Origin of the sequence: Brevibacillus sp. TJ4 (assembly GCF_044627595.2) — a bacterium.
GTDB lineage: Bacteria > Bacillota > Bacilli > Brevibacillales > Brevibacillaceae > Brevibacillus.
Window position 1 is genome coordinate 299,736 of sequence record NZ_CP185865.1, and the last position, 23,706, is coordinate 323,441.

Below are 23,706 nucleotides of genomic sequence, written 5' to 3' on the forward strand. Positions count from 1 at the left end.
CACTATTTACTTGTCAGATTATGATGTATAATGGTTGAGATTATGAAACAAGCGAGGGATGACGGATGAAAGTAGCCATTGCTGCTGATCATGGCGGATTCAGACTGAAGGATGAGATCAAGAAGCTCTTGTCCTCCATGAATATCGAGACGGAAGACTTCGGCTGTTCTTGCGAGGATTCGGTCGATTACCCTGATTACGCTCTGCCTGTGGCACAAAAAGTGGCGGCTGGCGAGTTTGACCGCGGCATCCTGGTTTGCGGTACCGGCATTGGCATGTCGATCGCTGCCAACAAGGTCCCGGGTATTCGCTGCGCACTTGTGCACGACACATTTTCCGCACGTGCCACCCGTGAACATAACAACACCAATGTGCTCGCCATGGGAGAGAGAGTGATCGGTCCTGGCCTGGCGTTGGATATCGTGAAAATTTGGCTGGAAACAGAGTTCCAGGGCGGTCGCCACGAGCGTCGCGTCGAAAAGATCACCCAAATCGAAGCTCAGCAATCGGGAGTGAAGTAAGTGGATTTGCTTGCCATCGAACAGCAGGTACGCGAAGTTGTCGACGAGGTCGCGCGCCTGGCCGAATTGAAGCCGGGGCGGGTACTGGTGATCGGGTGCAGTACGAGCGAGGTGCTTGGCAAAAGCATCGGAAAAGCGGGCAGTGGCGAGATTGCCGAGGCGATCTACCGGGGAATCGCTATCGTTCGGGAGCAGCATGGGTTTGACTTGGCGTTTCAATGTTGCGAACATTTGAACCGGGCATTGGTCGTGCAGCGTGAGGTAATGGAGCGCAAAGGCTGGGAAGAGGTTTCGGTCGTCCCGGTGCCGACTGCTGGCGGCTCGATGGCGGCGCATGCCTTTTCCAAACTGGAGGATGCAGTCGTCGTTGAAGCGATTCGTGCCGACGCCGGAATTGACATCGGCGACACGCTTATCGGCATGCATCTCAAGCATGTGGCTGTTCCGATTCGTCCTGCCGTGCGGGAAGTCGGCGAAGCCCATGTGACAGCAGCGCGGACGCGCCCCAAGCTGATTGGCGGGGCGAGAGCCGTATACGAGGCGACAAGCTCCAATCGCAGTTGCAGCTAACCCTTTTAGGGACAAGCATACATTCCAAGGAGGAGAGATATTCATGCTAGAATTTTTGCGTAAACAAGACCCACAAATCGTAGAGGCGATCGAACTGGAACTGGGCAGACAGCGCGACAAGATCGAACTGATCGCATCGGAAAACTTCGTCAGCCGCGCCGTTATGGAAGCGATGGGCACGGTCCTGACCAACAAATACGCGGAAGGCTATCCGGGACGCCGCTACTACGGTGGTTGTGAATACGTCGACATCGCGGAAAACATCGCCCGCGACCGGGTGAAAGAACTGTTTGGCGCAGAGCATGCCAACGTGCAGCCGCACTCCGGCGCACAGGCGAACATGGCTGTATACTTTACGATTCTCAAGCCTGGCGATACCGTTCTCGGCATGAATCTCTCCCACGGTGGACACTTGACGCACGGCAGCCCGGTCAACTTCTCGGGAACCTTGTACAACTTCGTTGAGTACGGCGTAGACCCGCAAGACCACCGCATCAACTACGAAGATGTTCGTGCCAAAGCACTGGAGCACAAGCCAAAACTGATCGTCGCAGGTGCCAGCGCCTATCCGCGCACGATCGACTTCACCAAATTCCGTGAAATCGCAGACGAAGTAGGCGCGTATTTCATGGTCGACATGGCGCACATCGCGGGACTGGTCGCAGCCGGACTGCATCCAAATCCGGTTCCGTATGCGCACTTCGTCACTTCCACTACCCACAAAACCTTGCGCGGTCCGCGCGGCGGTCTGATTTTGTGCAAGGAAGAGTTTGCCAAAGCGATCGACAAATCGGTTTTCCCTGGCGTACAAGGCGGACCGCTGATGCACGTAATCGCGGCGAAAGCAGTTGCCTTTGGCGAAGCGCTGCAGCCTGATTTCAAAGACTACGCTGCCCGGATCGTCGCCAACGCGCGCGCTTTCGCAGAAGCGTTGAAAGCAGAAGGATTGACCCTCGTATCCGGCGGTACCGACAACCACCTGCTGCTCGTTGACGTGAGCAAAATCGGCCTGACCGGAAAAGTGGCCGAGCATCTGCTGGACGAGGTGAACATCACGACCAACAAAAACACCATTCCGTACGACCAGGAAAGCCCGTTTGTAACGAGCGGCGTGCGCATGGGTACGCCGGCTGTGACGACTCGCGGCTTTGATGAAGCAGCGATGAAGGAAGTGGCGGCGATTATCGCGCTCACCCTGAAGCATCCGGAAGACGCTGCAAAACACGAGGAAGCGCGCCAACGCGTTGCGGCTTTGTGCCAGCGTTTCCCGATGTACGAAGGATTGAGCGTCTAAGCGAATATGCCAAACATGAGGCAGGCCTCCGATACATGATCGGACGGGCCTGCCTTTTTTAATACCCAAAAGGACCAAATGTTTTGAAAAGATCGCGGCAAATTGACGTTGGCAGGCTGCTTCGTTATGATGAGAAGGATGTGTATAGAGGAAACGGAGGAACGCTTTTATGAGCCGTGTTTATGTGTTTGACCACCCGCTGATTCAGCATAAAGTGACGTTTATTCGTGACAAAAACACAGGGACGAAGGAGTTTCGCGAGCTCGTCGACGAAGTGGCTACCTTGATGGGGTACGAGATCACGCGCGACATGCCGCTGGCGCAAACGACGATCGAAACGCCTGTGGCGACCTGCCAGTCCAACGTCATCGCCGGAAAAAAGGTCGGGCTGGTTCCGATTTTGCGCGCTGGTCTTGGCATGGTGGACGGATTGCTGAAGCTGATCCCGGCAGCCAAGGTGGGCCACGTCGGTTTGTACCGCGATCCCGAGACATTGCAGCCGGTCGAGTACTACGTCAAGCTGCCCAGTGATATTGCCGAACGTGAGCTGATCGTCATCGACCCGATGCTGGCGACTGGAGGATCTGCGGTAGCGGCGATTACGGCGCTGAAAAATCGCGGAGCCAAAAATATGAAGCTGATGTGCCTGATCGCAGCGCCCGAAGGAATCAAAACTGTGCAGGACGAGCATCCGGAAGTAGACATTTACGTGGCTGCCATCGATGAAAAGCTGAACGACCATGGCTACATCGTCCCCGGTTTGGGCGATGCCGGCGATCGGTTGTACGGCACGAAGTAACAGCCGGAGAGGAGAAACGGATGAAAACGTGCAAAGTGATGACCGTTTTCGGCACACGTCCGGAAGCGATCAAAATGGCTCCGCTCGTCCATGAATTGCGCAAGCATCCTGAAATGGAATCGATCGTTTGCGTCACTGCACAGCATCGGCAAATGCTGGACCAGGTGCTTGAGATTTTTGACATCCAGCCCGATTACGATCTGAACATTATGAAGGACAGGCAGACGCTGGTCGATGTCACCACGCGCGCCTTGCAAAGCATAGATGCTGTGATCAAGGAAGTGAAGCCGGACATCGTCCTCGTGCACGGTGACACGACGACTACGTTTGTAGCCAGTCTGGCTGCCTTTTACAACCAGGTAGCGATCGGTCACGTCGAGGCGGGACTGCGGACAGGGGACAAGTATTCTCCTTTCCCGGAAGAGATGAACCGTCAATTGACCGGGGTAATGGCTGACCTGCACTTTGCGCCGACGGACGGAGCTGCGGACAATCTGCGCCGGGAGAACAAGCCGGAGGAAGCCATTTACATTACCGGCAACACGGCAATTGATGCCTTGAAGACGACCGTGCGCGACGATTACGCACATCCTGTCCTGCAGCAGGTAGCCGGACAGAAAATGCTGCTGATGACGGCGCACCGCCGGGAGAATCTGGGAGAGCCGATGCGCCGCATTTTCCGCGCCGTGAAAAGAGTGGCTGACGAGCATCCGGATGTAGCTGTGGTCTACCCCGTTCACCTCAATCCGGCTGTGCAAGAGGTAGCGCAGGAGATTTTGGGCGATCATCAGCGGATTCATCTGATCGAACCACTCGACGCCTTTGACTTCCACAATTTTGCCCGCCGTGCGTACATGATTTTGACCGATTCCGGCGGAGTCCAGGAAGAGGCGCCTTCGCTGGGCGTGCCTGTACTGGTGCTGCGCGATACGACCGAACGCCCGGAAGGAATCGCGGCAGGGACGCTGAAGCTGGCCGGTACGGATGAAGAACGGGTGTACCAGTTGGCCAATGAGCTGCTGCGCGATCAAAACGCCTACGAGGAAATGGCCCGCGCTGCCAATCCGTACGGTGACGGGGAAGCCTCCCGGCGGATCGTCGAAGCGATTTTGCACCACTACGGGTATCGCACTGACCGCCCTGCGCCGTTTTCTGCGCAGCGATAAACCTCATATTGGATGATTACGAGACGTCTGGCTTTCGTTTGCAAAGCCAGGCATTTTTGCTTTGTCCAGTACGTATTTTTATGCAAGCGCGATGTCATAATTTTCAAGGTTACAAATTGGTTACACCTCGAAACAAACATCATGTTGGAACGTCTAAACAACTAGTCGTTTACGATCAAGACACTACATAGATAGAAGACGGAGAGGAGTACCAACATGAGAGCGCGGAAAATGGTTGTGCTGCTCGCGGCCAGTACGATGGCCTGGGGAGCTGCTGTTCCATTTGTGCCGCTTGCCACCAATGTGGCCATGGCGGCGAGGGCAGAGACGAGTGCACTGCAACTGATGTGGCAAACCCCGATCGGGGAAGGGACCACACTGCTGAAATATACGAAATCTTTCGCAGATCAGACTGCCGAGGTGATGGTGACCAAGGTAGACCTGAACAATCCGTACGTCGAAGTAAAGCCGATCTACGGGACGAAAGGCAGGCTGACTGAGCGGCAGTCGATTACCAACATGGCCCGGGAAGCGGGTGCGGTGGCGGCGGTCAACGCGGACTTTTTCAACATGTCCAAACGCGGGGCGCCTTTTGGCATCGTGATGAAGGACGAGCAGTTGATTTCCTCCATGGGACTGATCTCGTACTGGTACAGCCTGGGGATTACGAAGGACAAGTCTGCGCTCGTCGAACAATTCGGTTTTACCGGGAAAGTGACATCGGCGGCGACGGGCAACGCCTATCCGCTCCAGGGGATCAACAAGGAAGAGTACAACCCGAGCGAAGGGCGAAAAAGCCACCAGAACCAACTGAACATGTACACCCCCGCCTTCGGGCAAAACAGTCTGGGCGCAATCGCCGGCTACAAGGACGTCGTCGAAGTTCTGTTCATCGACAACGTCGCTACCGAAGTCCGCGTCAACCAGCCGACGGGCTTTTACATACCGTACAACGGCTTTGTCCTGTGGGGCCACGGGACGGCAGCCGAATTCCTGAAGCAAAACTTCCCTGTCGGCGCGATCGCCAATGTCGAGTACCAGACGACACCACTTAATCAAGAGTGGGTACAAGCCGTGGGCGGAAACGTCCTGCTCGTCGATCAGGGACGAGCCTTGACGAGTTTTCAGGCGGACCGGTCGATCACTTCGCAGAACGCCCGGACGGCAGTCGGCGTCTCCCAGGATGGCAAGACCTTGTACATGGTGACTGTCAGCGGCAAAGGGGTATTTCTGGATGAACTGGCCCGGATCATGGCCGAGCTTGGCTCCTACCGCGCGGTGAATTTTGACGGCGGCGGCTCCACGACGATGTCGGTCCGCATGCTCGGGGAAACACAGGCCAACCTGGCGATCCCTCCGACCGGAGGAACCGAGCGTCGCGTGCCTACCGGTCTGGCTGTCTTCAACACGGCTCCTCCGGGAGAATTGCGCGGCTTCCAGATCGAGGTGCCGACTGATTTGCTGATCGGACAGACGGTTTCGCTGTCCGCTTCAAAAGGCTACGATACGCACTATCAACCGTACGCGATCAACCCGTCCCAGATCACGTGGGACGTACAGGGCGGCATGGGCGTCGTCCAGGGGCAGAGCTTTACGCCGACCCGCTCCGGCCCGGTGACGATCACGGCGCGCTCGGGTAACGCCGTGCAGAACAAGCAGATTCATGTCATTTCCGGCGCGGATGTGGAGAGCATCCTCGTGTCGCCAAACCCGATAGCACTGGCACCGGGACAGACGCTGACGCTCGACGTCAAGCTGAAGACGCGCAAGGGAACGACCGTCTCCGCGACGCCGGCCAGTGTGCAGGCGAGCGTCAACTCGGCGGTTGCCAGCGTCAACGACAAGCTGCAGCTCGTAGCAGGCGATCAGCCGGGAAAAGGAACCTTGACGATCTCCTATGATGGCGTGACGACAAGTGTACCGTTTGCTGTCGGCCAATTCGAACAACCGTGGATCAACTTTGACAATCAGAGCGGCATGTATCACGCAGCCAATCCGGCTTCGCTCAGTTCCAAAGGCTCGTTTACCACTGTCAGCGAACCGGTGTTCCGCACGAAAAAAGCGGCCAGACTGGTGTACAACTTCACGGGAGCGCCGAACGACCAGAACCGCTTCGCTTATGGCGTACTCGGTCCACAGCCGCTGACGATCCCGGGCAAACCGCTCGGACTGGGACTGTGGGTGTACGGCGACGGCAGCGGTCACTGGTTGCGCGCTGAAGTGATAGACGCCAACGGCAAGCCTGTCTACGTCGATTTCGCCAAAACGATCGACTGGAACGGCTGGAAGCAGGTAAAAGGCTACTTCCCGGCCGGAGTTGCCTACCCGTTGCAGCTGAAGAGCATCTATCTCGTCGACCAGCCAAACGACGGCATTACGCATGACCAAGGCACGCTCTACTTCGACGAATTGTCGCTGCTCTTGCCGGAACAAAGCGTGCCAAACGACGCGATTGTCGTGCCGGAGCAGCCGGGCAGCATGTCACTGGGAAGCGAGCTTGACCTGAAATTCTCCTTCGTCAAGGCGGCTTCGTTCCTGCAGAGCGCGACGATTGAGGTCGACTCCATCGTGGAGCGCTCGCTGCCAGGCTACGTCCCGACGCAATACACCTTCACGATCAAACCTGGCCCGCTCAAGCCGGGGGAAGAGGATCGGATTGTCACGTCCCCGATCCAGTTGAAGCTGGCGCCGAAGAACGCGGCGGCAGGCAAAGGCATCGGTCTGCTCTATGTCAACCAGGCGCACGGGACGCTCGATGTCCTGCCGGGCGTGGCCAACGCGCAGGGTGAATGGGAGTACCAGGTGAATGCCTACGGAACGTACATCCCGTACTACCTCGATCAGCCTGCCAACCATGCAGTGTTCACTGACATTGCCAACCACCCTGCCAGAGCGGAAATCAGCTACATGGCGAATAAAGGGTACGTAAAAGGGATGACGGACACGACTTTTGGTCCGGAGCTGTCGCTGACGAGGGCCCAGTTTGTCGCGCTGCTCGCCCGCACGTTCGAGTGGGAGCTTCCGTCGTCGACACAGCTCGCCTTTGCGGACAGCATTCCGGAATATGCGCGGGGAGCTGTGCAAGTAGCGGTGGCTAACGGATTTGTACAAGGATACGAAGACAATACATTCCGTCCTGACCGTCCTGTGACGCGGGCGGAAGCAGCCGTGATTCTCGACCGCGTTTTGCAGAAGACAGCGTCAGCAGGATCGGTTGCCGATCAGAACTCCTGGCCATCCTGGGCTGCTTCCTCGATCTCCAATATGGTCGGACTGGGACTGATCGACCCGGTTGGCGGCAAGTTTGAGCCAAACAAAAACATGACCCGTGCAGCGTGTGTCGTCGCCCTCTATCGCGTTTTGGAGCGACACAAGTAAAGGCAATACGGAGCAACCAGCCCTTTCGTCAGGATTAGGGCTGGTTGCCTATTTTTTTAGGGAATTTTTTCATGTGGCAGGAATTGGTGAGGGTGAAGGTGAATGTTGAATGTCGGCGGGTGAAAGCGTTGCCACATTTCGGCTCTGAGCCCATATTCGATGCAGATGGAAACGATTGCAACTGCATCGTGTTATGATGGCGTTACTAGTGTAAAAGGAGTGAGAATGGGTATGAGCCAAAAAGAAATCGTGATTGCCAGCGCTGTTCGTACAGCGATCGGCAGCTTTCAGGGAGCATTGTCGGGTGTGAGTGCCACGCAGTTGGGTGGGATCGTGCTGGAGGCGGCACTGGAACGCGCCGGAGTAGCCAAGGATGCGGTCGACGAAGTCATCATGGGCAATGTGCTGCAGGCAGGTCTCGGGCAAAATCCGGCTCGCCAGGCATCGATCAAGGCAGGCTTGGGACACGAGGTGCCAGCGATGACGATCAACAAGGTGTGCGGTTCCGGACTGAAGGCAGTCCACTTGGCGGTCCAGGCGATCGTCAGCGGCGACGCAGAGGTCGTTTTGGCAGGCGGCATGGAAAATATGAGCCAGGCTCCGTATTTGCTGGAGGGAGCGCGCTCAGGCTACCGTATGGGCGACCAGAAGGTAGTCGATTCGATGATCCGCGATGGCCTGTGGTGTGCTTTCAACGATTACCACATGGGCATTACGGCTGAAAACCTGTGCAGCAAATACGAGATCAGCCGGGAGGAACAGGACGAGTTTGCCGCCTGGAGCCAGGAAAAAGCCCAACAAGCGCTGGCTAGCGGACGTTTTGCCGACGAGATCGTTCCGGTGCCCGTGCCGCAGCGAAAAGGTGACCCGATCGCGTTCAGTGTCGACGAGTTCCCGCGCGCGGGTGTCACGACCGAGAGTCTGGGCAAATTGCGTCCAGCATTTAAAAAGGATGGCACCGTCACGGCAGGCAACGCATCCGGGATCAACGACGGAGCGGCAGCGCTGTTGATCATGTCCCGTGAAAAAGCGGACCAGCTCGGCGTCAAACCGCTGGCGCGCATCATCGCCAACGCAAGCGCCGGAGTCGACCCGAGCGTAATGGGGTACGGACCGGTACCGGCGACGAAAAAAGTATTGCAAAAAGCCGGACTCAGCCTCGAACAGATCGACCTGATCGAAGCGAACGAAGCCTTTGCAGCACAATCGCTGGCTGTAGGAAAAGCGCTTGGCTTTGACCGCAGCAAGATCAATGTCAACGGAGGAGCGATTGCCCTCGGTCATCCGATTGGAGCAAGCGGTGCGCGCATTTTGGTGACACTTGTCCACGAATTGAAAAAACGGGATGGGGCAAAATATGGATTAGCGACTTTGTGCATCGGCGGCGGTCAGGGAGTGGCCACCGTTGTTGAAAAGGCGTAGCCAGTTTGCAAATGTGAACGGTTTGTGTACTCCCTAACAGCCAATTGACAAAACGAATAAATCTTCGTTAATATGGATGAGGGCATTTTGGAACGATTGCCCTCTCCTCATGTGAAAGGGGAAGGAGAAACTGGCGAAATTCGACAATCCTTGGCGAACCGTTGCCTTTGTCGGCGTAGTCGGTCTTGATTTCGCTTTTTGCGTAGTCGCCGGGTTTTTGCTCGGCAGGTATCTGGACCGTCTGTTCGCGACTGAACCATGGCTCTTGTTGTTTTGCCTGATTATGGGGATTGCGATAGGCGTCTACAGTGTCTATCGGCTGGTTCGCCCATATCTCTAGGGGGAAAGATGGAAACGTTTGCTTTGGCTATGCGAAAGACTTTTCGCTACTCTTTTTACATCTTGGCCCTGTTTGCGATTCTGCTGGTGCTGCTTCCGGACTATCAGATTTTGTTTCAGAGCCTGCTGCTCGGTGTCGGCGCGGGAATCGTAAATACCCTTGTTCTTGCTAGTAAGGTATGGATTGTGGGACAATCGGGAGACAACCCCGCAGTGCGCCCGAAAGGTACGGGCACGATGCTTCGGATGATGATTGCCGGCCTCGCCGCCTATGCCACTTTTCTTTTTCCTCATATTTTTGCTCTAGCAGGAGTCCTCATCGGTCTGTTCTTGATACAAGGACTCAGCTATCTCATCGTATACCGCAATTTGAAATAGATTAGGATCAGTGTTTGCAGCAAAAATTGCCAGAGAGTGTTCAAACAGCAGTGCACAGCCATGATGTTTCGGACAACCTCTATCTATATGATGGAAAGGGGTGAAAAGATGAGTCATCATTATACGTTACGCTTTGAAGTGGGAGGCATGGTTTTTGACATTTCAACCATGCTCATGTCAGTGCTTACCGCAATCCTTGTGTTTGTTTTCCTGTTCGTAATGACGCGAAAACTGGAAGCAGGCGTTCCAGGCGGCAAGCAAAACGCAGTAGAGTGGGTCTTCGACTTTGTCAAGAATGTCAGTTCCGGCTACATGGATATGAAATACGCCATGAAGCTGATGACACTTGGCTTAACCGTGTTCCTCTTCATCTTTATTGGAAATCAGCTCGGGGTCATCGCCACAGTCAATACACTGCACGAGGGTGAGCTTGGCGAAGGTGTCATGGAGATGCTGACGGTTGCTCCCACACCGGAACAAGAGGCGGCAAAACGTGAGACGATTGAGCACGAACTTGCCGATCATGGCATCCACATTGCTTGGTGGAAATCACCAACTGCAACGCCTAGTGTTACCTTTGCATTGGCTTTAGTGGTTCTTTTATATTCTCACTACCTCGGCATAAGCAAGAGTGCGGGTGGATGGTTTAAACACACATTCCTCAACCCGGTACACATTCTTGAAGAGTTTATCATCAAGCCGCTGACGTTGCCTTTGCGTCTATTCGGTAACCTTTTTGCCAAGGAGATTATGATTGCCTTCCTCCTGAGCGGGGGTATTCTGGCAGCAGCTCCGCTGTTTGTCTGGCTCGGATACTCTGTGTTTGTCGGAGCGATTCAGGCGTTTATCTTCTTGACACTGTCGATGGTGTACATCTCACAACATATTAATGACGAACACTAGTTCAACAACTAATTTAGGGAGGTATTTTATAACATGGAAACTTTGGGTGTAGCAATTGCTATGGGTCTTATCTTCGGATTGGCAGCTCTTGGTGGTGCATTTGGAGCAAGTAACGTAATTTCTCGTACAATTGAAGGTGTAGCTCGTCAACCAGAAGCTCGTGGTAACCTGATGGGTATCATGTTCCTCGGTATGGGTCTCGTAGAGGCGATTCCGATCATCGCTGTTGCGGTTGGTTTCATCCTGATGGGACGCCTGTAAGAGCAAAGTTGAACAGCAGTAAAAAGGCGGAGGGCATGACCTTCGCCTATCTTTTGCATAATATTTCCGATAGCGGAACGTACATGACAACAATCTCCTGTTAGTCCAGGAAGGAGTGAACGAAACATGCTCGAGTTTGGGACTGTATCCCTTGAATGGGGCACCTTACTGTTCCAAGTGATCATTTTCCTGTTGCTGTTGGCGCTCGTCAACAAGTATGCAACTGGACCTATCGCGAATGTGCTGGAAAAGCGGCGCCAGTATGTTGCCAATGAAATCAGCACTGCTGAGCGCAATCGCCAGGAAGCGGAAGCGCTGCTGGCTGAGCAGCGTCGCCTGCTGGATGAAGCGCGTGCAGAATCGAAAGCAATCATCGATCGTGCTACTAAACAAGCATCTGATGAAGCTGCCAAAATCGTTTCGGAAGCACAGGCTGCGACTGAGCGCATGAAAGCAAGCGCGAGCGCTGAATTGGCTCGTGAGATCGAAAAAGCGAAAGCAGAGCTTCGCGGTGAGTTGACTAGCATTTCCGTGCTCTTGGCATCCAAGATCATCGAGAAAGAGTTGGATGCGGAAGAGCAAAAGAATACGGTTGATAAATTCCTCACACAAGTGGGAGATCGCCTATGAGCAGCGCAGTAGGAAAGCGCTATGCTCGCGCTTTGTTTGAAGTAGCGAGTGAACGCGGCAAGATCGATCAGGTAGAAGCAGATTTTGCTGCAATCGTGCAGGCTGTGGAACAGAATGAAGATCTGGCCAAGATCATGCTTCATCCTCACATTGCGGCAGACGCCAAACAGTCCTTGATTGACGAACTGTTCAAAAGCCATGTCGGTGAAGAAATCTTCAATTTCCTGAACGTATTGATTGAAAGCGGCCGGGAACAGCAGCTCAGCGACATCTATCGCTCCTATGTGCAGTTGGCCAATGAGGCGCGCGGTGTCGCAGAAGCAATCGTGACCAGCGCGAAGCCGCTCTCTGCTGAAGAGCAAGCGGAATTGGCGGAGCAGTTTGGACAAAAGCTGAACAAAAAGCTGCATGTAACATCCGTCGTCGATCCGTCAATCTTGGGCGGGATTATTATCAAGATCGGTGATCGTTTCTACGACGGCAGCGTAAAAGCGAAGCTGGAAACCTTTGCGCAACAAGCGTAGGCTGGTAATACCTCTACGAACGAAGTTGGATGAATGGGGTGAATGTAGTGAGTGCAATCAGACCAGAAGAGATTAGCTCCCTCATCAAAGAGCGGATCGCTAATTTTAAATCTGAAATCGAAGTTGTGGAAGTTGGCACAGTCATCACGGTAGGTGACGGTATTGCCCGCATTCACGGTTTGGAAAAAGCCATGCAAGGGGAGCTTCTCGAGTTCCAAAATGGCGTAATGGGTATGGTACTCAACTTGGAAGAAGACAACGTGGGTGCGGTTATCATGGGTCCTTTCCGCGATATTCGCGAAGGCGACACCGTAAAACGTACCGGTCGCGTAATGGAGGTTCCTGTAGGGGACGCCATGCTGGGCCGCGTAGTAAACCCGCTGGGTCAGCCCATTGACGGCCAAGGACCGATCAAAAACGACGGATTCCGTCCGATCGAAAGCCCGGCTCCTGGCGTAATGGCTCGTAAATCCGTACATGAGCCGCTGCAAACCGGTATCAAAGCGATTGACGCGATGATTCCGATCGGCCGCGGACAGCGTGAATTGATCATTGGTGACCGCCAGACCGGTAAAACGGCTGTAGCGCTGGACACCATCATCAACCAAAAAGGCAAAGACATGATTTGTATCTACGTGGCGATCGGACAAAAGCAATCCACCGTTGCCAACATCGTAGAAACCCTGCGTAAAGCAGGTGCCCTGGAATACACCATCGTCGTTTCCGCGACTGCTTCCGATCCGGCTCCAATGCTGTATCTGGCTCCGTATGCGGGTGTAACGATGGGTGAGTACTTCATGTACAAAGGACAACACGTTCTTTGCGTATACGACGACCTGTCCAAACAGGCTGCCGCATACCGCGAAATGTCCCTGTTGCTCCGTCGCCCTCCAGGCCGCGAAGCATATCCAGGTGACGTATTCTACTTGCACTCCCGTCTGTTGGAGCGCGCTGCAAAGCTGTCTGATGAACTCGGTGGCGGTTCGATTACGGCCCTGCCATTTATCGAGACACAAGCGGGCGACATCTCCGCTTACATTCCAACCAACGTAATTTCCATCACGGACGGTCAGATCTTCCTTGAGACAGACCTGTTCAACGCCGGTCAACGCCCTGCTGTGAACACCGGTCTCTCCGTATCCCGCGTAGGTGGTGCGGCGCAAATCAAGGCGATGAAAAAGGTTGCCGGTCCGCTCAAGCTCGAGTTGGCTCAGTACCGTGAGCTGGCTGCCTTCGCACAGTTTGGTTCCGATCTGGACAAAGCGACGCAAGCCCGTCTGACACGTGGTGAGCGCTTGATGGAAATTATGAAACAGGGACAGTTCGAACCAATGCCGGTCGAAAAACAGGTTGCTTCCATCTACACAGCAACCAGAGGCTACCTCGACGATATTCCGGTAGCTGACGTTGGCCGCTTTGAGAAGGAACTCCTCTCCTTCCTGGATTCCAACAAACCGCAACTGCTGGAGCACATCCGCACTACGCATGAGCTCCCGGATGAAAAAGAATTGAACGCAGCGATCGAAGAGTTCAAGAAAGGCTTTTCGGTAACCCGCTAACCGTTAACCCGATAGATATTAGATGCATGCCGGGCCGTCAGCCCGGACATGCGTTCTCAAGGTGGTGAAAACGAGTGGCTAAAGGAATTCGCGAGATTCGACGCCGGATTAAAAGTACCAAGAACACCCGTCAAATCACAAAAGCGATGAAAATGGTGGCTGCTGCCAAGCTTCGCCGCAATCAGGAGAGAGCGGAAGCGGCACGCCCGTACGCAGAGAAAATCCAGGATGTGATCGCGAGCATCGCAAGCGGTACTTCCGGTTCCAAGCACCCGATGCTGCAATCGCGCCCGATCAAGAAGACGGGCTACATTGTCATCACGTCCGACCGCGGACTGGCGGGTGGTTACAACGCCAACATGATTCGCGCCGTCGTGAACACGATTGCCGAAAAGCACAAGTCCAAGGATGAGTACGGCATCTTCGTCATCGGGCGAAAAGGCCGCGACTTTTTCTCCAAGCGCAATTATCCGTTGCTCGAAGAGATTACGGGCTTGAAGGAAAATCCGTCTTTTGCCGATATCAAGAAGATCGCCGGTACCGCTGTTCAATTCTTTGCTGACGAGAAAATTGACGAGCTGTACCTGTGCTACAACAAGTTCAACAGTGCGATTTCGCAGGTGCCTACTGTGAAACGCTTGCTGCCGTTGGAAGCACCGGAAGGAAGCAAAGAGCGGAACATGGACTACGAATACGAGCCGTCCTCGGAAGAAGTTTTGGCTGATCTCTTGCCAAAATACGCAGAGACGCTGGTCTACAGCGCACTCCTCGAAGCGAAGGCTTCCGAAGAGGGATCCCGTATGACCGCGATGGGCAACGCGACAGACAATGCGACAGAGATGATTTCCAAGTACACATTGATCTACAACCGTGCCCGTCAAGCAGCCATTACACAAGAGATTTCCGAGATCGTAGCAGGTGCAAACGCACAGGTGTAATGAACTGTTAACTCCCAATTCAGCTTTACAGGAGGGAAGAAGTAACATGGCGAAAGGACGCGTGGTTCAGGTAATGGGTCCCGTTGTCGACATTGAGTTCGATCGTGGACACTTGCCTGCCATTTATAATGCGATTAAAATTCAGCATAAAGCGCAAAGCTCCGGTGAGCGCGACATCGATTTGACAGTTGAGGTTGCTACCCATTTGGGTGACAACGCAGTTCGTACCGTAGCGATGGCTTCCACAGACGGTCTGGTTCGCGGAATGGAAGCAGTAGACACAGGTGCGCCGATCTCCGTTCCTGTAGGTGAAGTAACACTCGGCCGCGTATTTAACGTACTCGGCGAGCCAATCGACCTGCAAGATATGGGCACTGTAGAGCGTCGCGACCCGATCCACCGCAAAGCTCCAGATTTCGTGGATCAAGCGACAAACGTAGAAATCCTGGAAACAGGGATCAAGGTTATTGACTTGCTCGCCCCTTACATCAAGGGTGGTAAGATCGGTCTGTTCGGTGGTGCGGGTGTAGGAAAAACCGTTACCATTCAGGAGCTGATCAACAACATCGCGCAAGAGCATGGCGGTATCTCCGTATTCGCAGGGGTAGGGGAGCGTACTCGTGAAGGGAACGACCTGTACCACGAGATGAAAGACGCGGGCGTATTGCCGAAGACAGCGATGGTATTCGGACAAATGAACGAACCGCCGGGTGCTCGTCTGCGCGTAGCGTTGACTGGTCTGACTATGGCGGAATACTTCCGCGATGAAGAAGGCCGCGACGTATTGCTCTTTATCGACAACATTTTCCGCTTTACCCAAGCAGGTTCCGAGGTATCCGCTCTGTTGGGCCGTATGCCTTCCGCGGTAGGTTACCAACCGACACTGGCCACCGAGATGGGTCAATTGCAAGAGCGTATTACCTCTACCAAAAAAGGTTCCGTTACATCTATCCAGGCGATCTACGTACCTGCGGATGACTACACCGACCCGGCTCCGGCAACGACGTTTGCCCACTTGGACGCTACGACCAACCTGGAGCGTTCCATCGCCGAGTTGGGGATCTTCCCGGCGGTAGACCCGCTCGCTTCTACCTCTCGTGCGCTCACGCCGGAAGTTGTCGGCCAAGAGCACTACGATGTAGCGCGTGGCGTACAAAAAATTCTGCAACGCTACAAAGAATTGCAAGACATCATCGCAATTCTGGGTATGGACGAGTTGAGCGACGAGGACAAACAAGTCGTTGGACGCGCTCGCCGTATTCAGCGCTTCCTGTCCCAGTCCTTCCACGTAGCGGAGCAGTTCACTGGAAACCCAGGCCAATACGTACCGCTCAAGGAAACAGTTCGCAGCTTCAAAGAGATCCTCGAAGGCAAGCATGACCATCTGCCTGAGGGTGCGTTCCTGTACGTGGGAACCATTGAAGAAGCGGTTGAAAAAGCGAAGTCCATGGCGTAAGACACCCTGGAAAGGGGAGACCGATAAGTGAGTAAGATGACAGTTGAAGTCGTAACTCCTGAACGGGTTGTCTACAGCGGTCAAGCCGAAATGGTCATAGCGCGCGGTGTACATGGTGAGCTCGGTATCATGCCGAACCACATGCCGCTTGTGACCCCGCTGAAAACGGCGCCTGTTCAAATCAAGGTAGAAGGCGATCAAGTAGTGCGGATGGCCGTAAGCGGCGGATTTATGGAAGTTCGTGGCGACAAGGTAACCATCCTCGCTGAGACCGCTGAAAAGCCGGGAGACATCGATGTGGATCGCGCCAAGGCAGCGAAAGAGCGTGCCGAAAAACGCTTGTCCGAACGATACCCTGAGCTTGATGTACAGCGGGCTGAACGCGCATTGCAACGTGCTATGACACGTCTCGATGTGGCGAAGTAAGCTAGTATCCCCGTGTCCTTTGTGGTCGCGGGGATTTTTTACATTGGCAAAAGGTTGTAGTTGGTAATCAAGAGGGGTTTTTGTGTATAATAGACCTAATTGCCCTGGGAGAGATGTTTGTACACGATGGCGCGGTGTTCGCCGCACAGGGATTGGGACTAAAGGAGAGTGTAAGCGATGCAAACCATTCGCGATATTCGTCACAACAACAGCAACGGAATTGTGACTCCAAGCGGTTTTGTGGCCAATGGGTGGTCCAACATACTGCCCCATGAAATGAAAGTGCTCTTTCAGGCGCTGTGCCTGGTCGTAAGCAAATACGAAACAAAGAAAGAGATGGAAGAGGGGCTGAACGAATTCCGTGCGCTGGAAGGTACGTTTACGACGCCAGTACCGGAAATGTTCAAGTCGGAGGAAGACTACGAAGGGTACGTGGAAGTGCTCAACAAGCACAAGGCTTTCCTGGCACGCTCCAATTTCGAGTACCCGAATTCTCGTGAAGAGGCGCTGCAGTTGTTTATGAAATGGGGCCTGCTGATCGACAACGGCAACGTGTGGGACGTTCCGGTACACCCGTTCCCGGATGTTACGGCTCTGTTCGAGCTGACAGAGGCTGAGCAAATTGCTTTGGCTCATCTGAAACTGGAGGCATTGGTACATCCGATGTTCTCCCGCCTGATTATGACGTTGCATGAAAAAGACGAGAACAAATTCAGCTACTCCAAAAACGAGCTGAAGGAAATGCTCAACACCAACGACGAAATGCTCGCGGAAGTGCTGATCAAGCTGACTCCGTACCTGGAGGAAGCGATTGAGAACGTACTCGAGATCCCTAACGACCAGCCGATGGAGTTTACCGTGGTCTGGGAGCGCGTATACGAAGATTTCCTCGGTGAGCAGTTCTCCAATAACGTACAATAACACAGTAGCTGTTGACAATGTTGCACAAAAAGAAGCCCAGGAAAATTTCCCCTGGGTTTTTTCCTTTTTATTCCTTTACAGGAAGCCTTTCGTTAGACACCTCATGCGCGATTTGCTATAATGAAAAAGGCATTTTTTTCTATCAGTATCAGATTGCGTCAATTGTTCAATCAACTTTCTGATCAGTATATCATCTGGGAAACGCCATTTGAGGAAGGGAAGTAGTCGTCATATTCCACTTTGTGCGGAGGGAACGTGGGAAATGGACAGCATCTATGTCAACAATTATGTGATTGTCGCGATTTTTCTGCTACTCGGTGTGTTGTTGCCCGTTGCTACCGTCAGTTTCGTTGGACCGTTGTTACGTCCGAAAAAACCGACGGCAGAAAAGCAAACAACTTATGAAAGCGGTAACATTCCGGTTGGCGACAGTTGGGTTCGCTTTAATGTCAAATACTATATCTTTGCTTTGATGTTTGTTATTTTTGACGTAGAGACGTTGTTTCTCTACCCGTGGGCCGTCGCCTACAAGGAGCTGGGATTGTTCGCTCTCGTAGAGATGGTGATTTTTATTACACTGCTAGTCGTTGGTCTGATCTACGCGTGGAGAAAGAAGGTGCTGGAATGGAACTAGATCTGACGAGTGTTGCGCCTGAATTGAAAGAAGAGCTGGACAGAAATGTCATGTTCACCACACTGGAATCAGTAAAGGGCTGGGTCCGAAGCAACTCGCTGTGGCCGTTGACTTTTGGCCTGGCATGCTGTGCGATCGAAATGATGGGAGCCGGCGGAGCGCGCTATGACCTCGACCGCTTCGGCGTTATCTTCCGTGCCTCGCCTCGCCAGTCAGACTTGATGATCGTCGCCGGTACCGTTACGAAAAAGATGGCTCCCCTGCTGCGCAGGCTGTACGACCAGATGCCTGAGCCCAAATGGGTGATCGCCATGGGGTCCTGTGCGACGGCGGGCGGACCGTATGTACGCTCCTATAGTGTAGTCAAGGGTGTAGACCAAATTGTACCCGTTGATGTATACATCCCCGGTTGCCCGCCTAACCCGGCAGCCCTTATTTATGGCATCAACAAGCTGCAAGAGAAAATTCGCTACGAAGCGAAGACTGGGAAGAGGGTGACCAGTCAATGAGTGATGAGCGCAAGCCAACGCCGGAGGAAAAGGCAAAGGCAGCCGCTGAAGCGCGAGCAAAAGTCGAAGCATTGCGACAACAAAAAGAACAGCAAGCCCAGACCGATGCTCCGGCTGAGGCAGGAGAAGCTCCGAGCAAGCCGTTTTCGGAAATGACGCCAGAAGAAAAGGCGGCCGCGAAGAAAGCGGCGGCAGAAGCCGCGATGGCAAAAGCCAAGGCAGCGAAGGAAGCAAAAGAGCAAGCCCAGACCGATGCTCCGGCTGAAGCAGAAGAAGCTCCGAGCAAGCCGTTTTCGGAAATGACGCCAGAAGAAAAGGCGGCCGCGAAGAAAGCGGCGGCAGAAGCCGCGATGGCAAAAGCCAAGGCGGCGAAAGAAGCAAAAGAGCAAGCCCAGACGGATGGCCCGGCTGAGGCAGGAGAAGCTCCGAGCAAGCCGTTTTCGGAAATGACGCCAGAGGAAAAGGCGGCCGCGAAGAAAGCGGCGGCAGAAGCCGCGATGGCAAAAGCCAAGGCAGCGAAGGAAGCAAAAGAGCAAGCCCAGACCGATGCCCCGGCTGAGGCAGGAGAAGCTCCGAGCAAGCCGTTTTCGGAAATGACGCCAGAGGAAAAGGCGGCCGCGAAGAAAGCGGCGGCAGCGGCAGCGATGGCAAAAGCGAAGGCAGCGAAGGAAGCAAAAGAGCAAGCCCAGACCGATGCTCCGGCTGAGGCAGAAGAAGCTCCGAGCAAGCCGTTTTCGGAAATGACGCCAGAGGAAAAGGCAGCCGCGAAGAAAGCAGCAGCAGCGGCAGCGATGGCAAAAGCCAAGGCGGCAAAAGACGCAGGAGCAGAAGAGCCGTCGGGCGACAGCGATGCCGACGCCAAGGCGAAGGCCGCAGCGAAGGCGAAAGCAGCCGCAGCAGCCGCGGCAGCAGCCAAAGCAAAAGCAGCACGTGAAGCGGCAGGCAACGATGGCGATACAGACGCCGATGCCAAGGCAAAAGCGGCAGCCGCAGCCAAGGCGAAGGCAGCAGCAGCCGCAGCAGCGAAAGCAAAGGCAGCGCAAGGCAGTGCGGAGCCTGCAGAAGAAGAGGCACCCAAGCCGCCATCGAAAAACCAGCCGTATCTCGATAAATACGTGGCCCGCATTACCGAGGCATTCGGGCCGGATGTGATCGAATCGGCATACATCAACGAGCTGGCAAAGGAAGTCCCGACCCTGATCATCCAAAACGAGCGCTGGCACGATGTGGCGCAATTTTTAAAGCAGGATGAACAGTTGGGCTTTGACTATTTGTCCAATCTGCATGGTGTCGATTACGAGGACCGTTTGGAAGTGTACTATCACCTGTATTCCTACAAAAATCGGCAAAGCGTGGCTGTGAAAGTCAAAACGAGTCGCGAACAGGCAAGCGTCGCGTCTGTCATGGATATATGGCAGGGAGCCAACTGGAACGAACGGGAAACGTACGACTTGCTCGGCATCTATTTCCCGGGACATATCGATTTGCGTCGTATTTTGCTGCCAGACGAATGGGTTGGACATCCGCTGCGCAAAGATTACGTGCAATACGACGAGGAGGTGTAGCGATTGAACCAGAACATCATCACCACCCATGTGGAAACCTCTTCCGAAACAGGAATTCGCACCGAGGAGATGTTGTTAAACGTCGGTCCCCAGCATCCCAGTACACACGGTGTATTTCGACTTGTCGTAAAAATCGACGGGGAGACGATTAAAGAAGCGACACCGGTGATGGGCTACCTCCATCGCGGCACGGAAAAGCTGGCGGAAAACCTCACGTATACGCAAATCATCCCTTACACCGACCGGATGGATTACGTATCGGCGATGACCAATAACTACGTTCTCTGCCACGCAGTAGAAACGATGATGGGATTGGAGATCCCGGAGCGAGCGCAGTATTTGCGTCTGATTGCGATGGAGTTGAACCGAGTGGCGAGCCATCTCGTCTGGTGGGGAACGTACCTGTTGGACTTGGGTGCGATGAGCCCCTTCCTGTACGCTTTCCGCGATCGGGAAAAAATCCTCGACCTGTTCAACGAGCTGTGCGGGGCACGCATGACGTTCAATTACATGCGCATTGGCGGAGTGAAATGGGATGCGCCCCCGGGATGGATTGACAAGGTGAAAGAGTTTGTCGCCTACATGAAGAAAGAATTCCAGAATTACCATCGTCTCGTGACGGGGAATGAGATCTTTTTGGAGAGGATCAAAGGAATCGGGCAGTTTGACGCCGCTACGGCATTGGATTACTCTTTGTCAGGAGTCATGCTACGATCGACCGGCATCAAATGGGATTTGCGCAAGGACGAACCGTACTGTATCTACGACCGCTTCGATTTTGAAGTGCCCACAGGTACCGGAGGCGACTGCATCACCCGCTATCATCTGCGTATGGCCGAGATTGAACAATCTCTGTATATACTCGAACAGGCACTGGAGCAGTTCCCAAGCGAGGGCGAAGTGATGGGCAAAGTGCCGCGCGTGATCCGTCCGCCGGCAGGAGAGACTTTTGTCCGTATCGAAGCGCCGCGCGGGGAGATCGGCTGCTATATTTCAAGCCAGGGCAAGGACAAACCGTGGAGATTGAAATTCCGCCGTCCTTCCTTTACCAATTTGCAAATTCTGCCCAAACTGTTGCAGGGAGAGAACATTGCCAACATGATTGCCATCCTGGGTAGTATCGACATCGTACTCGGGGAGGTTGACTGTTGATGAGCGAACTCTTGCAGCAAGCGCCATCTTTGCAAACGACCCTGTGGTTTGTTCTGGCTGCAGTCGTACTGCTTGCGGTACTGCTTGGCTTCGTTACATACGCCATTTACTTTGAGCGCAAAGTCATCGGCTGGATGCAATTGCGCATCGGTCCCAACCGGGTAGGTCCTCTCGGGCTGCTGCAGACCGTAGCCGATGTTGCCAAGCTGTTGCTCAAGGAAGACACGCGTCCCAAGCATGCCGACCGCGCCTTGTTTACCTTGGCTCCGATCCTGGCCTATGCGCCTGCTTTTGCGGTGCTGGCAGTGATGCCATTTACGGAAAGCATCCAGTTTGCCGATCTCGGCATCGGCTTGCTCTATTACATCGCCTTGTCGGGGATCACGGTTTTGGGCGTAATTACGGCTGGCTGGGCCTCCAACAACAAATACTCGCTGATTGGCGGACTCCGTTCGGCGGCACAGATGATCAGCTACGAGGTGCCGCTGGTCATGTCTGTCGTGGGTGTCGTCATGCTGACAGGCAGTATGAACCTCCGCGAGATTGTAGAGGCGCAGCGCGATGTCTGGAATATCGTGCCGCAGTTTATCGGTTTTCTCGTCTTTATCATCGCCGCCCAGGCGGAGCTGAACCGTACGCCGTTTGATTTGCCGGAAGCGGAGTCGGAGCTGGTGGCTGGTTACCACGTCGAATATTCCGGCTTCCGCTTTGCGATGTTTATGCTGGCTGAATACGTGTACATGTTTGGCATGGGGACGCTCGTTACCGTCCTGTTCCTCGGGGGCTGGCTGCCGATTCACCCGGCGCTTGATTTCATTCCGGGAATCGTCTGGTTTATCCTGAAGTTCTCACTGTATATCTTTTTCCAGTTCTGGCTGCGCGCCACGATGCCCCGTATGCGTGTCGATCAGTTGATGTCGTTCGCCTGGAAGGTGCTGTTGCCGGTTGCACTGGTGAATATTTTGCTGACGGCAGTTGTCGTTTCCTATCAAAGCGGCATGTTCTCATAAAGGAACACGCGCAGCAGCGCCCAAAGCGGCTGCGCGCACTGCCGACCGCATCAAACTAACGCAACAGGAATGGCATCGTTGAGTTCCTAATACTGAGGGGTGACACACATGCTAGGATTGGCCAAAGGCCTCGGGTATACATTTAAAAAGCTGACTGAAAAAAAGGTAACCCATTTTTATCCTGACGTACCGTTTACCATGCCGCCACGCTTTCGCGGCATCCAGCATTTTTCTCCGGAAAAATGCATTGTGTGCAACCAATGCGCCCGCATTTGCCCGACAGAGTGCATCCAGCTTACGGGAAAACCGCATCCGGACCCGGAGAAAAAAGGGAAAATCATTGATACGTACGACATCAATTTTGAGATTTGCATTTTGTGCGACCTCTGTACCGAGGTATGTCCGACCGAAGCGATCGTGATGACGAACAATTTTGAGCTGGCGACATACAGCCGGGATGAATTGTACAAAGACTTGAAGTGGCTGGATGACAACAATACCAACGTCAGGGAGGAGAATTAGATGAACGGCGAATTCGTGGCCTTTTTTATCCTGTCTCTCCTGACGATTGGCGGCGCGGTGTTTATGATCAGTTTCACCCGCGTGGTTCATATGGTGATCTCTCTGGGCATCACCTTTATCAGCATCGCCGGATTGTTTGTGCTGCTGGGAGCCGAATTTGTCGGAGTCTCGCAAATTCTCGTATACTCCGGTGCGATCTCGATCCTGATGCTGTTCGGGATCATGCTGACCAAACACGATGCCAATGACGAGGGTACAGGGGCCACCTGGAAAAACCGCTTTGCGCTGATCTTTGTCGCTGCGCTGTTTGGCTTGCTGTTCTGGGGTATTCAAAATACGCCATGGGCTTTGCCGGAACCGATGACGGCATCCTCAGAGAGCAATGCCAAGGAGATCGGTCTGCGGGTATTTACCGAGTATGTGATTCCGTTTGAACTTGTCTCTGTGCTGTTGCTGGTTGCGCTCGTCGGTGCGATCATTATGGCAAAGAAGGAGGGAGATAGCGAATGATGGTCAGTTTATCCTCCTACTTGATGGTCGCCCTGATTCTGTTTTGCGTAGGGCTGTATGGCGCGCTGACCAAACGCAACGCCGTCGTCGTGCTGATCTCCATTGAGCTGATGCTGAATGCAGTCAATATCAACCTCGTCGCCTTCTCCAAATACGGACTGTATCCGGACATTGCAGGGCAGATTTTTACCCTGTTTACGATGACGGTGGCAGCGGCGGAGGTAGCGGTAGGATTGGCGATCCTGATCGCCCTGTACCGGAATAAGGAGACAGTCAACGTCGACGAGATGGATCAAATGAAAAGGTAAGATGGACAACA

General features: G+C 54.0%; 26 protein-coding genes. All 26 read left to right on the forward strand.

Going from position 1 to position 23,706, the window contains the following annotated elements; translation table 11 throughout:
• Nucleotides 1-65: 65 nt before the first annotated feature.
• A complete protein-coding gene (rpiB, locus tag ACAF76_RS01330; RefSeq protein ID WP_400162247.1) occupies nt 66-521 on the forward strand; it encodes a ribose 5-phosphate isomerase B in 456 nt (151 codons plus the stop codon).
• Complete coding sequence (locus tag ACAF76_RS01335; protein ID WP_400162248.1) at nt 522-1,091, forward strand: TIGR01440 family protein; 570 nt, start codon at nt 522-524, stop codon at nt 1,089-1,091. It abuts the gene before it with no gap.
• Between the two features lie 43 nt (nt 1,092-1,134).
• Nucleotides 1,135-2,385 (forward strand): serine hydroxymethyltransferase, encoded by a 1,251-nt coding sequence (gene glyA / locus ACAF76_RS01340; RefSeq protein ID WP_400162249.1) that lies wholly within the window; start codon nt 1,135-1,137, stop codon nt 2,383-2,385.
• 169 nt (nt 2,386-2,554) lie between these two features.
• Nucleotides 2,555-3,184, forward strand: coding sequence for a uracil phosphoribosyltransferase (upp, locus tag ACAF76_RS01345; protein ID WP_400162250.1), 630 nt, complete (start codon nt 2,555-2,557; stop codon nt 3,182-3,184).
• A gap of 20 nt (nt 3,185-3,204) precedes the next feature.
• On the forward strand, nt 3,205-4,350 hold the full coding sequence (wecB, locus tag ACAF76_RS01350; RefSeq protein ID WP_400162251.1) for a non-hydrolyzing UDP-N-acetylglucosamine 2-epimerase: 1,146 nt from the start codon (nt 3,205-3,207) through the stop codon (nt 4,348-4,350).
• 216 nt (nt 4,351-4,566) lie between these two features.
• Nucleotides 4,567-7,728: a phosphodiester glycosidase family protein gene (locus ACAF76_RS01355; RefSeq protein ID WP_400162252.1), complete on the forward strand. Its 3,162-nt coding sequence runs from the start codon at nt 4,567-4,569 to the stop codon at nt 7,726-7,728.
• A gap of 231 nt (nt 7,729-7,959) precedes the next feature.
• Entirely contained in the window at nt 7,960-9,150 is a 1,191-nt protein-coding gene (locus ACAF76_RS01360) for an acetyl-CoA C-acetyltransferase (protein WP_400162253.1), read from the forward strand.
• Nucleotides 9,151-9,280: 130 nt separating this feature from the next.
• On the forward strand, nt 9,281-9,490 hold the full coding sequence (locus tag ACAF76_RS01365; protein WP_400162644.1) for an AtpZ/AtpI family protein: 210 nt from the start codon (nt 9,281-9,283) through the stop codon (nt 9,488-9,490).
• An 8-nt stretch (nt 9,491-9,498) separates the two neighbouring features.
• Nucleotides 9,499-9,867, forward strand: a complete 369-nt coding sequence (locus ACAF76_RS01370) for an ATP synthase subunit I (protein WP_400162254.1) — start codon at nt 9,499-9,501, stop codon at nt 9,865-9,867.
• Nucleotides 9,868-9,975: 108 nt separating this feature from the next.
• Nucleotides 9,976-10,770, forward strand: a complete 795-nt coding sequence (gene atpB, locus ACAF76_RS01375; protein WP_400162255.1) for a F0F1 ATP synthase subunit A — start codon at nt 9,976-9,978, stop codon at nt 10,768-10,770.
• Between the two features lie 33 nt (nt 10,771-10,803).
• The gene (gene atpE / locus ACAF76_RS01380) at nt 10,804-11,031 is read left to right on the forward strand and encodes a F0F1 ATP synthase subunit C (RefSeq protein ID WP_023555198.1); all 228 of its coding nucleotides are present in this window, start codon (nt 10,804-10,806) and stop codon (nt 11,029-11,031) included.
• 126 nt (nt 11,032-11,157) lie between these two features.
• Complete coding sequence (gene atpF / locus ACAF76_RS01385; RefSeq protein ID WP_400162256.1) at nt 11,158-11,661, forward strand: F0F1 ATP synthase subunit B; 504 nt, start codon at nt 11,158-11,160, stop codon at nt 11,659-11,661.
• Nucleotides 11,658-12,185, forward strand: a complete 528-nt coding sequence (locus tag ACAF76_RS01390) for a F0F1 ATP synthase subunit delta (RefSeq protein WP_400162258.1) — start codon at nt 11,658-11,660, stop codon at nt 12,183-12,185. The genes atpF and ACAF76_RS01390 overlap by 4 nt, the downstream gene beginning before the upstream one ends.
• A 47-nt stretch (nt 12,186-12,232) precedes the next feature.
• Nucleotides 12,233-13,744: a F0F1 ATP synthase subunit alpha gene (gene atpA, locus ACAF76_RS01395; RefSeq protein ID WP_400162259.1), complete on the forward strand. Its 1,512-nt coding sequence runs from the start codon at nt 12,233-12,235 to the stop codon at nt 13,742-13,744.
• A gap of 74 nt (nt 13,745-13,818) precedes the next feature.
• Entirely contained in the window at nt 13,819-14,682 is an 864-nt protein-coding gene (atpG, locus tag ACAF76_RS01400; RefSeq protein WP_400162260.1) for an ATP synthase F1 subunit gamma, read from the forward strand.
• A gap of 46 nt (nt 14,683-14,728) precedes the next feature.
• Entirely contained in the window at nt 14,729-16,138 is a 1,410-nt protein-coding gene (gene atpD / locus ACAF76_RS01405; RefSeq protein ID WP_400162262.1) for a F0F1 ATP synthase subunit beta, read from the forward strand.
• A 27-nt stretch (nt 16,139-16,165) separates the two neighbouring features.
• Entirely contained in the window at nt 16,166-16,564 is a 399-nt protein-coding gene (locus tag ACAF76_RS01410; protein WP_400162263.1) for a F0F1 ATP synthase subunit epsilon, read from the forward strand.
• Nucleotides 16,565-16,741: 177 nt separating this feature from the next.
• Entirely contained in the window at nt 16,742-17,485 is a 744-nt protein-coding gene (locus tag ACAF76_RS01415; protein ID WP_400162264.1) for a DUF6042 family protein, read from the forward strand.
• 262 nt (nt 17,486-17,747) lie between these two features.
• The gene (locus tag ACAF76_RS01420) at nt 17,748-18,119 is read left to right on the forward strand and encodes an NADH-quinone oxidoreductase subunit A (protein WP_400162265.1); all 372 of its coding nucleotides are present in this window, start codon (nt 17,748-17,750) and stop codon (nt 18,117-18,119) included.
• Complete coding sequence (locus ACAF76_RS01425) at nt 18,110-18,628, forward strand: NuoB/complex I 20 kDa subunit family protein (RefSeq protein ID WP_400162266.1); 519 nt, start codon at nt 18,110-18,112, stop codon at nt 18,626-18,628. The genes ACAF76_RS01420 and ACAF76_RS01425 overlap by 10 nt, the downstream gene beginning before the upstream one ends.
• Before the next feature lie 299 nt (nt 18,629-18,927).
• On the forward strand, nt 18,928-20,193 hold the full coding sequence (locus tag ACAF76_RS01430) for an NADH-quinone oxidoreductase subunit C (protein ID WP_400162645.1): 1,266 nt from the start codon (nt 18,928-18,930) through the stop codon (nt 20,191-20,193).
• Between the two features lie 69 nt (nt 20,194-20,262).
• Nucleotides 20,263-21,345, forward strand: coding sequence for an NADH-quinone oxidoreductase subunit D (locus ACAF76_RS01435; RefSeq protein ID WP_400162646.1), 1,083 nt, complete (start codon nt 20,263-20,265; stop codon nt 21,343-21,345).
• Complete coding sequence (gene nuoH, locus ACAF76_RS01440; protein WP_400162267.1) at nt 21,342-22,355, forward strand: NADH-quinone oxidoreductase subunit NuoH; 1,014 nt, start codon at nt 21,342-21,344, stop codon at nt 22,353-22,355. The genes ACAF76_RS01435 and nuoH overlap by 4 nt, the downstream gene beginning before the upstream one ends.
• A gap of 108 nt (nt 22,356-22,463) precedes the next feature.
• Nucleotides 22,464-22,877 carry an NADH-quinone oxidoreductase subunit NuoI gene (gene nuoI, locus ACAF76_RS01445; RefSeq protein ID WP_400162268.1) on the forward strand — a complete coding sequence of 138 codons (414 nt, stop codon included), beginning with the start codon at nt 22,464-22,466 and terminating at the stop codon, nt 22,875-22,877.
• Nucleotides 22,878-23,387 (forward strand): NADH-quinone oxidoreductase subunit J, encoded by a 510-nt coding sequence (locus ACAF76_RS01450; RefSeq protein WP_400162270.1) that lies wholly within the window; start codon nt 22,878-22,880, stop codon nt 23,385-23,387.
• Nucleotides 23,384-23,695, forward strand: a complete 312-nt coding sequence (gene nuoK, locus ACAF76_RS01455) for an NADH-quinone oxidoreductase subunit NuoK (RefSeq protein WP_400162271.1) — start codon at nt 23,384-23,386, stop codon at nt 23,693-23,695. Before ACAF76_RS01450 ends, nuoK begins: the two co-directional genes overlap by 4 nt.
• The last annotated feature ends 11 nt before the right edge of the window (nt 23,696-23,706 follow it).